General features: G+C 52.8%; 9 protein-coding genes. 7 read left to right on the top strand and 2 right to left on the bottom strand.

The annotated features are described in order from the left end of the window. The first annotated feature begins 26 nt into the window (after positions 1 to 26). The 3 genes from ygjJ to NNO02_RS14900 all read left to right on the top strand — a co-directional run bounded on the left by ygjJ (position 27) and on the right by NNO02_RS14900 (position 5,743). Positions 27 to 1,103: a protein YgjJ gene (gene ygjJ / locus NNO02_RS14890; protein WP_271455132.1), complete on the top strand. Its 1,077-nt coding sequence runs from the start codon at positions 27 to 29 to the stop codon at positions 1,101 to 1,103. A 44-nt stretch (positions 1,104 to 1,147) separates the two neighbouring features. Next, positions 1,148 to 3,499 (top strand): alpha-glucosidase, encoded by a 2,352-nt coding sequence (ygjK, locus tag NNO02_RS14895; protein WP_271455133.1) that lies wholly within the window; start codon positions 1,148 to 1,150, stop codon positions 3,497 to 3,499. 225 nt (positions 3,500 to 3,724) lie between these two features. Further along, a complete protein-coding gene (locus NNO02_RS14900; protein ID WP_271455134.1) occupies positions 3,725 to 5,743 on the top strand; it encodes an oxidoreductase in 2,019 nt (672 codons plus the stop codon). Between the two features lie 128 nt (positions 5,744 to 5,871). Here the strand turns inward: NNO02_RS14900 and rlmG are convergent, their stop codons facing one another. Continuing rightward, entirely contained in the window at positions 5,872 to 7,008 is a 1,137-nt protein-coding gene (rlmG, locus tag NNO02_RS14905; protein WP_271455135.1) for a 23S rRNA (guanine(1835)-N(2))-methyltransferase RlmG, read from the bottom strand. A gap of 202 nt (positions 7,009 to 7,210) precedes the next feature. Between rlmG and NNO02_RS14910 the strand changes: the two genes are divergently transcribed. The 4 genes from NNO02_RS14910 (at position 7,211) to sstT (ending at position 11,512) form a co-directional block, all read left to right on the top strand. Beyond that, the gene (locus NNO02_RS14910; protein WP_271442091.1) at positions 7,211 to 7,711 is read left to right on the top strand and encodes a M48 metallopeptidase family protein; all 501 of its coding nucleotides are present in this window, start codon (positions 7,211 to 7,213) and stop codon (positions 7,709 to 7,711) included. Between the two features lie 72 nt (positions 7,712 to 7,783). Next, on the top strand, positions 7,784 to 8,782 hold the full coding sequence (locus NNO02_RS14915; RefSeq protein WP_271442090.1) for a Gfo/Idh/MocA family protein: 999 nt from the start codon (positions 7,784 to 7,786) through the stop codon (positions 8,780 to 8,782). A gap of 271 nt (positions 8,783 to 9,053) precedes the next feature. Next, on the top strand, positions 9,054 to 10,022 hold the full coding sequence (locus NNO02_RS14920) for a TerC family protein (protein ID WP_137382507.1): 969 nt from the start codon (positions 9,054 to 9,056) through the stop codon (positions 10,020 to 10,022). Positions 10,023 to 10,267: 245 nt separating this feature from the next. After that, on the top strand, positions 10,268 to 11,512 hold the full coding sequence (sstT, locus tag NNO02_RS14925) for a serine/threonine transporter SstT (RefSeq protein ID WP_271455136.1): 1,245 nt from the start codon (positions 10,268 to 10,270) through the stop codon (positions 11,510 to 11,512). Positions 11,513 to 11,528: 16 nt separating this feature from the next. Here sstT and NNO02_RS14930 read toward each other — a convergent pair whose 3' ends face one another. Beyond that, on the bottom strand, positions 11,529 to 12,083 hold the full coding sequence (locus NNO02_RS14930) for a YgjV family protein (RefSeq protein ID WP_271455137.1): 555 nt from the start codon (positions 12,081 to 12,083) through the stop codon (positions 11,529 to 11,531). Between the last annotated feature and the right edge of the window lie 61 nt (positions 12,084 to 12,144).

Here is a 12,144-nt window from a genome sequence, read left to right on the forward strand (position 1 = left end):
ATAATATATTCTGATGGAATAGAAAAATGACATTTAATATTAATACTACCAGGGCACTGATCGCCCTTTCCTTTTGTTGTTACTTACCTCTGGTTGTCGCATCAGAAAGCATTCCAGCCGAACATGACGACACCAAAACGCCAGAAATCACGAATACCGAACCTTCATATCGTTTTTATGGCGAGATGGGGGTGGGAGGTTATACGGCGCTGGAGGGGGATTATAAAGGAAAATACGAAGACGGCACTTATATTGAAGGTGGCGTGGAAGGTCAATATGGCCACTGGTTCGGGCTTATATACGGTGAGGGGTGGACAGTACAGGCAGACCACGATGGTAATGCCTGGGTGCCCGATCATGGCTGGGGTGGTTTTGAAGGAGGGATAAACCGCTTTTGGGGGGGTTATCGTACCGATGATAAAACCGAAATTATCCTGAGCCTGCATAACGACTCTTCCCTGGACGATCTGCAATATTGGGCAGATTTCACACCAGAGTTTGGTTATGAACTTCCCAATACCCGCGATATCGCCACGGCCGTCAAAGTACAAAACCTTAGCGGTGATTTCCGTTATAGCATCATCGCGACACCGGCTGGTCATACCGATGAAGATAAAGCGTGGCTGCATTTTGGTAAATACGATCGCTACTCCGATAAATATATCTACCCTGCAATGGCAAACGGCTATATCCAGTATGACTTTATGAAAGATGTCACCTGGATGGGCGGCACAGAAATTACCGATGGCACCGGCCAGCTTTTTGTCACCGGTATTCTTACGCCGAACTTCGGCGCACGTGTCTGGCACCATACCGGACGTGGTGAAGGGCTGGGTAATCCGGGAACGGAAACCGGCACAATGGTCAGCGCCATGTATGAGGCGTTTAAAGGCTTTTATCTTTCTACAGCCTACAGCTACGCGCAACACAACCTGGATAACGATCCCGACACAACCACATCCTATGCGCAATTTGGCATCTGGTACGAATATGGCGGCGGTAAATTCGCCACGGCTTTTGATAGCCGATTCAACCTGGGTAACAGTACTGACGATTCAGATAACAAAATATTCCTGATGCAGTATTACTACTGGGGTCATTAATTTCTCTGTTTATTTTGCTAAATGTGAAAAGGAGCTTCGTCATTATGAAAAAAATATATTCGTTAACCCCGCTAGCCTGCGCGTTACTATTTAGCATGTCAGCGCATGCAGCAACCGCCACGGATTTTAAAGATGTTATCGATCGCCACGGCGCACCTGAATATATGCGTGATACCAATAACGACAGCCATCAGCGCTTTAATCCTTTCTTCGATCTGGGTTCATGGCATGGGCACTTGCTGCCAGACGGCCCAAATACCATGGGGGGCTTCCCCGGCGTCGCTCTGCTAACCGAAGAGTACATCAATTTTATGGCGACTAACTTTGATCGCCTGACGGTGTACCAGAGCGGTAAAAAAGTAGCCTTCGCGATGCAGGCGTACAGCATTCCGGGCGCACTGATACAAAAACTGACGGCCCCCGGCATCGAAGTTAACATGACCCTGCGTTTTGCGGATTCACACACCTCGCTGCTTGAAACCAGGATAACGAGTGATACTCCACTGGATCTGGTGTGGGATGGCGAGCTGCTGGAAAAAGTGGAGGCAAAAGACGGGAAACCGACGTCGACCAAAACCGTCGATGAAGAGTATCCGGATTATCAACGCAAAATCGTCGCCACCCGCGATGGCCTGAAAGTCACCTTCGGCAAAGTGCGTTCGACCTGGGATCTGCTTACCTCTGGCGAGTCAGAATATCAGGTGCATAAATCGCTGCCGATGAAGACGAAGGTCAGCGGTCATCGCTTCACCAGCAAGGCGCATATCAAAGGTTCAACCACGTTCTATACCACCTATTCACATCTGCTGACTTCACTGGAAGTCAGTAAAGAACAGGCGCAAATCCGCGATATTCTGGCGCGCCCGACTTCCTACATGCTCGCCTCACAGCAGCGCTGGGAAGCGTACCTCAAAAAAGGGTTGAACAATCCGGATGCGACAGCCGAGCAAACTCGCGTCGCAGTAAAAGCGATTGAAACCTTAACCGGCAACTGGCGCGTCCCGGAAGGGGCAGTAAAACACAACACCGTTACACCTTCCGTCACGGCTCGTTGGTTCTCAGGCAACCAGACCTATGCCTGGGACAGCTGGAAAATCGCCTCGGCAATGGTGCACTTCAACCCAGAGATTGCAAAAGACAGCATTCGTGCGCTCTTTGACTGGCAAATCCAGCCCAACGATCCCATACGGCCGCAGGATGCCGGTATGATCCTCGACCTGGTGACCTGGAATAAGATCCCGGAACGCGGCGGCGACGGCGGTAACTGGAATGAGCGCAACACCAAGCCCAGCCTGGCAGCATGGTCGGTGATGGAAGTTTACAACGTCACCAAAGATAAGGCCTGGCTCGAAGAGATGTACCCGAAACTGGTCGCGTACCACGACTGGTGGTTACGTAACCGCGATCACAATGGAAACGGTGTTCCTGAGTACGGCGCCACGCGGGATAAGGCTCACAACACCGACAGCGGCGAAATGCTCTTCACGGTGAAGCAGGGCGACAAGGAAGAAACTCTCTCCGGGTTGAGTCACTACGCAACTGTCATCAGTAAGGGCCAGTATGACAGCCTGACAATCCCGGCACAGGAAGCCGCTGGCTGGGAATCTGGACGTGATGATGCCGCCGTATTTGGTTTTATCGATAAAGATCAGCTGGATAAGTACATTGCCAACGGGGGTAAACGCAGTGACTGGACGGTCAATTTTGCTGAAAACCGGGATAAAAATGGCAATCTGGTCGGTTACTCATTGCTTCAGGAGTCTGTCGATCAGACCAGCTACATGTACAGTGATAACCATTATCTGGCAGAGATGGCAACGATCCTCGGTAAACCAGAAGACGCGAAGCACTATCAGGCGTTAGCGAAGAAGCTGGCCGATTACATCAATACCTGTATGTTCGACCCGGCAACAAAATTCTATTATGACGTTCGTATTGAGGACCAACCGCTGGCGAACGGCTGCGCGGGTAAACCGATCGTCGAGCGTGGTAAAGGACCGGAAGGCTGGTCGCCGCTGTTTAACGGCGCGGCAACGCAGCCCCACGCGGATGCGGTAGTTAGCGTGATGCTCGATCCGAAAGAGTTCAACACATATGTCCCACTTGGCACCGCTGCACTGACCAATCCGGCCTTCGGCGCGGACATATACTGGCGCGGACGCGTCTGGGTGGATCAGTTCTGGTTCGGGCTAAAAGGGATGGAACGTTATGGCTATCGCGATGAAGCGTTAAAACTGGCGGATACCTTCTTCAGCCACGCCAAAGGCCTCACCGCAGACGGTCCGATTCAGGAAAACTATAACCCGCTGACCGGCGCACAACAGGGCGCGCCGAACTTCTCCTGGAGCGCCGCGCATCTCTATATGCTGTATAACGATTTTCTTAAAAAACAGTAACCTGTAACATATCGCCGGATGGCGCTGCGCTTATCCGGCCTACAAAGGACGCATTGTCGTAGGCCGGATAAGCGCAGCGCCATCCGGCAAATTCGTTCTCTGGCTCCACTCCTTTTTTGAATCCCATCACAATCACGACATTCCCCTTTTCCCTTTTGCGCGGCGACGGCTAAATTAGTAACTCATCCGACCACATAACAATAATTTTACATACTGGACACCTTTATGAGCTATCCGTCGCTGTTCGCCCCGCTCGATTTGGGATTCACCACGCTTAAAAACCGCGTGTTGATGGGTTCAATGCATACCGGGCTGGAAGAGTATCCCGATGGTGCAGAACGGCTGGCTGCGTTCTATGCTGAACGCGCTCGTCACGGCGTAGCCCTGATTGTGACCGGAGGAATTGCACCCGCGCTATCGGGCGTGGGTATGGAAGGCGGCGCAATGCTAAACGACACCAGCCAGTTGGCGCACCACCGTATCATTACCGATGCAGTTCACGATGAAGGCGGGAAAATCGCCCTGCAAATCCTGCACACCGGCCGCTACAGCTATCAACCACATCTGGTTGCGCCTTCAGCCATTCAGGCCCCTATTAACCGCTTTACGCCGCATGAATTGACGCACGATGAAGTGCTGCAACTGATTGAAGATTTCGCCCATTGTGCACAGCTGGCGCGGGAGGCAGGTTACGATGGCGTGGAAGTGATGGGTTCGGAAGGCTATCTGATCAACGAATTCCTGACTCTGCGCACCAACCAGCGTAATGATGAATGGGGCGGTGACTATGCCAACCGCATGCGTTTTGCCGTGGAAGTCGTACGGGCGGTGCGCCAGCGTGCCGGCAGTGACTTTATTATTATCTTCCGCCTGTCGATGCTCGACCTGGTGGAGCAAGGCGGAACCTTTGACGAAACCGTCCAGTTAGCACAGGCTATCGAAACCGCAGGTGCCACAATTATTAACACCGGCATCGGCTGGCATGAAGCGCGTATCCCCACCATCGCCACACCGGTACCCCGGGGTGCGTTTAGCTGGGTAACGCGCAAGCTGAAAGGTTATGTGACGATCCCACTGGTCACCACTAACCGTATTAACGATCCGACCGTTGCGGATGACATTCTGGCACGCGGCGATGCCGATATGGTATCGATGGCCCGGCCGTTCCTGGCCGACGCTGAGCTGCTGTCAAAAGCGCAAACCGGACGATCCGATGAGATCAACACCTGTATTGGCTGCAACCAGGCTTGCCTGGATCAGATTTTCGTGGGTAAGGTCACCTCATGTCTGGTGAATCCACGCGCCTGTCATGAAACCAAAATGCCCATTGTTGCAGCTACTCACCTGAAGGATCTGGCCGTTGTGGGTGCGGGTCCTGCGGGTCTCGCTTTTGCCATTAACGCCGCCGCACGTGGTCACCACGTGACGCTGTTTGACGCACATGGTGAGATTGGCGGGCAGTTTAATATCGCCAAGCAGATCCCCGGCAAAGAAGAATTCTATGAAACGCTGCGCTACTACCGTCGGATGATCGACGTAACGGGTGTCACGCTGAAACTCAATCAGTTTGTTAGCGCCCACGAACTGCAAGCCTTTGATGAAGTGATCCTCGCCAGCGGGATCGAACCGCGCATGCCGCCGATCGACGGTATTGAACACCCTAAAGTACTGAGCTATCTCGATGTCCTGCGTGATAAAACGCCGGTAGGAAAGCGCGTGGCGATCGTTGGTTGCGGAGGGATCGGTTTTGATACCGCCATGTATCTGAGCCAGCCCGGCGATCCCACCAGCCAGAATATTGCCGAGTTCTGCGTGGAATGGGGAATCGACACCAGCCTGCAACAGCCCGGCGGTTTACGTCCGGAAGGGCCACATCTACCCCGCAGCCCACGCCAGATAGTGATGTTGCAACGTAAAACCAGTAAACCTGGACAAGGTTTAGGTAAAACAACGGGATGGATCCACCGCGCTACCCTGCTTTCACGCGGCGTAAAAATGATCCCGGCGGTGAGCTATCAGAAGATCGATGATGACGGGTTACACGTGATGATCAACGGCGAGCTACAGATCCTGAATGTGGATCACGTGGTGATTTGCGCCGGCCAGGAGCCACGTCGGGAGCTGCTTGATCCACTGCATGCTGCGGGTAAAACAGTACATCTGATCGGAGGGTGTGATGTGGCGATGGAGCTGGATGCCCGACGTGCTATTGCACAAGGGACAAGGCTGGCATTGGAAGTTTAACGTCACGTCTTTCGTAGGCCGGATAAGGTAATTGCCCACATCATTGCCTGATGGCGCTACGCTTATCAGGCCTACGGGGTAGCTCATTGTAGGCCGGATAAGGCGTTAGCCGCATCCGGCACACGCGATTAACGACGACGACCCAACTTCACCGCTTTCAACACCACAAACTTATTGTTGGTGGCGATGGTCTCGCAGTTGCCGAAAATCTTCTTCAGCTTGTGGAAGTAGTCGAGGTGGCGGTTGGCCACGATGTACAGTTCACCGTTGATTTTCAGGCAGCGACGCGCGTGGTGGAACATCTCCCAGGCGATGTTATCGGTTAGCGCATGTTTCTGATGGAACGGCGGGTTACACAACACGGCGTTAAAGCGGAAAGGCTCCACGCCAGACAGCGCGTTGTTGATCATAAATTCACAGCGATCCAACGCTTCAGGCATGTTGCTTTCGACGTTCAGGCGGCTTGATGCCACCGCCATCGGTGATTCATCCACAAACACCACGCTCGCTTGTGGGTTCTTCTCCAGCAACGTCAGGCCAATCACACCGTTGCCACAACCGAGATCGACAATCTCCCCTTCCAGATTTTCCGGCAGGTGCTCAATAAAGAAACGTGCGCCAATATCCAGCCCGGTACGGGAGAAAACGTTGGCATGGTTATGGATAGTCCAGTCGGTGCCTTCCAGTTTCCAGCTCAGCGTCTGCGAGGCATCAGCCAGTTCTGGATTACTGAAGGTGCAGTTAATCAGACGGGCTTTTTTCCACGCCAGCGTGGTAGTGGTTGGGCCTAGCACCTTTTCAAACAACTCAAGCGTTGAGGTATGAATATCACGCGCCTTCGCCCCCGCAATGATGCGCGTTTGCGGCGTGACAACCTGACGCAACGCACGGAGCTGTTGTTCCAGCAGCGCCATCGTTTTGGGAATTTTAATCAGCACAATGCCTGGTGCCTGCGGGTATTCAGCGGTGCTGTCGAGAAACTTGACGCTGGATTCCGCGATATCGTTATGGCGCAGGTTTTCACGCGTCCCCAGCTCGCTTAAATAAGAGTCGCCAATGCTGTATGGTGTATGTTCCGCCAGTGCACAGCCCAGCGCGCCGAAAGTATCGTTCAGGAGAAGCACCGGGCCGCTAATCTCGGTATCGTCCAGCTGTTGCAACAGATATTCATCTGCAGCTTCCCACGCCAGCAGCGGGTTAACGTCATCCGTCTCCGGGAAACGTTTAAGTGTCAGTGAACGGAAACCGTTGTCTGTGTGGCTCATCGGCCCTCCTGAATGGTAAAATTTCGGCGTATCCCTGAAAAGGGTGCGTGAGTATACAACATTTTGAATACACAAAATCATTCAAGTTGCATCAAGGCGGCAAGTGAGTGAATCCCCGGGAGCGTACATTTAGTACGTGACTGGGGTGCGCGAACACAGCCAACACAGAGGCAGCTTGAAGGATGAAGTGGATGGGACATGAATGAACCAACTAACTTACCTCCAGGGCTACCCGGAGAATTTACTTTCCCAGGTTCGTACGCTGATTGCTGAACAGCGTCTGGGCGCAGTGCTGGAGAAGCGCTATCCGGGTACGCATGACTTCGCGACCGACAAAGCGCTCTGGCAATATACGCAAGATCTGAAAAATCAGTTTCTGCGTAACGCCCCGCCGCTGAATAAAGTCATGTATGACAGTAAGATACACGTGCTGAAAAATGCGCTGGGGCTGCATACTGCCGTCTCCCGCGTGCAGGGTGGCAAACTCAAAGCCAAAGCGGAGATCCGCGTCGCTACCGTGTTCCGTTCTGCGCCTGAACCTTTTTTACGCATGATCGTCGTGCATGAACTGGCACATCTGAAAGAAAAAGAGCACGACAAAGCGTTTTATCAGTTGTGCTGCCATATGGAGCCGCAGTACCACCAGTTGGAGTTTGATACCCGCCTGTGGCTCACGCAACAATCGCTGAAGCAAACTGCGTAGTCGCGCACTGGCTTTGTCTTCAGGGCATGCTAAATTGACGCAAGGATCCCTTTTCGCAGCCTGAAGGCATTTATGATACGTTTCGCAGTGATTGGCACAAACTGGATCACCCGCCAGTTTGTGGATGCCGCCCATGAAACCGGCAAATATAAGTTAACCGCAGTGTATTCCCGTAGCCTTGAACAGGCACAGACCTTCGCCAATGATTATCCCGTCGAGCATCTGTTTACCTCGCTGGAGGCAATGGCGCAAAGCGACGCAATTGATGCCGTTTACATTGCCAGCCCGAACTCTCTGCACTTCCCGCAGACAACGCTGTTTCTACAGCACAAAAAGCATGTCATTTGCGAGAAACCGCTGGCCTCAAATCTGGCACAAGCCGAAGCTGCTATCGCCTGCGCGCGTGAAAATCAGGTCGTGCTGTTTGAAGCGTTTAAGACCGCCAGCCTGCCTAATTTCCTGCTATTACAGCAATCACTACCTAAAATTGGGCGAGTCAGGAAAGCGCTGATCAATTACTGCCAGTATTCTTCACGTTATCAGCGTTATCTGGACGGTGAAAATCCCAATACGTTTAATCCGGCGTTTTCTAACGGTTCGATTATGGATATCGGCTTTTACTGTCTGGCCGCTGCGGTTGCGCTCTGGGGTGAACCACTGAGCGTTCAGGCAAGTGCCAGCCTGCTGGAAAGCGGCGTCGATGCCCACGGTGTGGTCGTACTCAATTACGGCGATTTTAGCGTCACGTTGCAGCACTCGAAAGTCAGTGATTCCGTGCTGGCCAGCGAAATTCAGGGCGAATCAGGGTCGCTGGTTGTCGAGAAAATTTCCGAGTGTCAGAAAGTGTGCTTTATTCCACGCGGTGGCAAAACGCAGGATCTTACGGTGCCTCAGCACATCAATACTATGCTTTATGAGGCAGAGGCTTTTGCTCATCTGGTTGAATCCGGCGAAGTGGATCATCCGGCACTGAACGTCAGTCGTATTACCGCCAAACTGCAAACGGAGATTCGCCGCCAGACCGGCGTTATTTTCCCCGCAGATGATGCTGAGATACCGCTGACTGCGTAAAAGTGTGTAAAACGAATGTTGCAGGCCATTGACTGAAGGCATGGCCTGTAATATTTTGTAACCCGCAAAGGGGAGTAACTTCGTTGTCGGTTGATCGTCATTACGATGTGTGAAAAACCACATCCGGTCACCGGGCGATAACAAAGGAATACGCTGTCGTATTCCTTTGTTGTTGTAAGTGAGACCTTGCCGAATGGCAAGGTCTATGCATAAAAAGCAGCGGCTAACGTCATTCGGCGTTGGCCGTTTTTTTTATGCATGGGGAAATAAAATGAATACTGTTGGCACACCGTTGTTATGGGGTGGCTTCGCTGTCGTGGTGGTCATTATGCTGGCCATCGATCTGCTGCTACAGGGCCGTCGTGGCGCACATACGATGTCGATGAAGCAGGCCGCGGCCTGGTCAATCGTCTGGGTAACGTTGTCGTTGCTGTTTAACGCGGCATTCTGGTGGTACCTGGCTGAGACTCAGGGCCGTGCCGTTGCCGACCCGCAGGCGCTGGCGTTCCTGACCGGCTATCTGATCGAGAAGTCGCTGGCGGTAGATAACGTCTTTGTCTGGTTGATGCTATTTAGTTACTTCTCCGTACCTGCGGCACTGCAACGTCGGGTACTGGTGTATGGCGTACTGGGCGCGATTGTATTACGTACGATCATGATCTTCACGGGCAGTTGGCTTATCGCCCAGTTCGAATGGCTGCTGTACGTGTTCGGCGCATTCCTGCTGTTTACCGGCGTGAAGATGGCGCTGGCGAAAGAAGACGCTTCCGGTATTGGCGACAAACCGTTAGTGCGTTGGCTGCGCGGCCATTTACGTATGACCGATACCATTGAAGACGAAAAATTCTTCGTGCGTAAAAACGGTCTGCTGTTTGCAACGCCGCTGATGCTGGTATTGATCCTGGTTGAACTGAGCGATGTGATTTTTGCCGTCGACAGTATTCCGGCAATCTTTGCCGTCACCACCGACCCGTTCATCGTACTGACCTCTAACCTGTTCGCTATCCTGGGTCTGCGTGCGATGTATTTCCTGTTGGCAGGTGTGGCGGAGCGTTTCTCGATGCTGAAATATGGTTTGTCGATAATCCTGGTGTTTATCGGTATCAAGATGCTGATCGTCGATTTCTACCATATCCCGATCGCTATCTCGTTAGGTGTGGTCTTCGGTATTCTGTTTGTGACGCTGGTTGTGAATGCATGGGTCAACCACCAGCACGATAAAAAGCAGCAAATACAGTAACTTTTACTTAGCTAGTTGATAAAGCCCGACCGCACATTGCGTGCGTCGGGCTTTTTGCTGGACATGTCAAAACAATGTTAATTTAAAGTTATAAAATATGATCTGAGCGCGGAAACCAGGATATTTATCTTCCAGAACCGGCATCTTTCCTTATACTCAGCCATGCAAACACTTTGTTACATCCAGAAAGATGCGTCATGAGAACGCACAACGGGTGAACAACAACACAATCAAAGGATGACTACATGACTACGCTACGTTCATCGGGGCTGATCTCGCGTTTGGCGCAAGGGAGCCTGGTTAAACAAATTTTGGTCGGTTTGGTACTGGGGATTCTGCTGGCACTGGTTTCAAAACCTGCGGCAGAAGCCGTCGGCCTGCTGGGGACACTGTTCGTCGGCGCATTAAAAGCCGTCGCCCCAATCCTCGTGCTGATGCTGGTAATGGCCTCAATCGCAAACCACCAGCACGGGCAAAAAACCAATATCCGCCCCATTCTGTTCCTTTACCTGCTGGGAACATTTTCAGCAGCATTAGCCGCCGTGGTGTTCAGCTTTGCCTTCCCTTCGACGCTGCATCTTTCCAGCAGCGCCAGCGATATCGTGCCGCCATCCGGCATTATTGAGGTGATGCGCAGCCTGCTGATGAGCATGGTTTCTAACCCCATTGATGCGCTGCTGAATGCTAACTATATCGGTATTCTGGTATGGGCAGTCGGCCTTGGCTTTGCGCTACGCCATGGTAATGAGACGACCAAGAATCTGGTCAATGATATGTCCGATGCCGTCACGTTTATGGTGAGACTGGTTATCCGCTTTGCACCGATAGGTATCTTCGGCCTGGTCTCTTCCACACTGGCGACGACGGGTTTTGCCACCCTCTGGGGCTACGCGCAGCTGCTTGCCGTACTGGTTGGCTGTATGCTGCTGGTTGCGTTGGTGGTCAACCCGCTGCTGGTGTTCTGGAAAATTCGCCGTAACCCGTACCCACTGGTATTGGCATGCCTGCGCGAAAGCGGCGTGTACGCCTTCTTTACCCGCAGCTCTGCAGCCAATATTCCGGTGAATATGGCACTGTGCGAGAAGCTGAATCTGGACCGTGACACCTACTCTGTCTCTATCCCGCTGGGCGCCACCATCAATATGGCAGGCGCGGCGATTACCATCACGGTTCTGACGCTGGCGGCGGTGAATACGCTGGGTATTCCGGTCGATTTACCGACGGCACTGTTGCTGAGCGTGGTGGCATCGCTGTGTGCTTGCGGCGCATCGGGCGTCGCGGGGGGTTCTCTGCTGCTGATCCCACTGGCGTGCAACATGTTCGGTATCCCGAATGACATCGCCATGCAGGTGGTCGCCGTTGGCTTTATCATCGGCGTATTGCAGGATTCCTGTGAAACAGCGCTGAACTCTTCGACAGACGTCCTGTTTACCGCCGCGGCCTGCCAGGCAGAAGACGAGCGTCTGGCAAATAACGCCCTGCGCGGCTAATCTCTGCGCCCCTCCGTCATCGGGCGGAGGGGTTCTCTTCTTGTACGCTTTTTTCAATTTTGAACGGATCAATACCGCGTTTTTGCATGCGCCGGAAGCGAATAATGTTCAGGCCGTTCATCACCAGAAAGCTACCTTCGATCATCGTCCCGCCAATCGATCCCAGCCAGAAATTGTGAATGACCCAGCAGCCCGTTGCACACCACATTACGCAGCGCACGGTTAACCCTTTGCAACGAAACAGCGCCCAGGTGCTGGCCAGCGTACCGATTATCGGCAACAGTTCCATCGCATGCTGTAATTTTGCCAAGCCAAGAACCAGCGTGAGGACAATAAAAACCGTCATGACCCACAGCTTGCGGGTATGCATTGAGACCAGGGTACGTACGGTATTAAGCTCAGCGCTCATTCCCGCGGGCCAGGCCCCCATCAGAAAGAAGTGTACGCCAATGGTGGCGCTATAGACGGCGAGCTGTAGCCGGAACCGGCGCTCGTCACGATTAAAAAAAGTGGTAATCCCGATCAGAAAGGCGATGACACCTACGCCCTGGGCCACCCAATACGCGGTCATGCAGCAACTCCAACTCCATTTCGTAGGCCGGATAAGGCGTTTACGCCACCATCCGGCAACG

The organism is Citrobacter sp. Awk 2, assembly GCF_028069815.1.
Lineage (GTDB): Bacteria > Pseudomonadota > Gammaproteobacteria > Enterobacterales > Enterobacteriaceae > Citrobacter.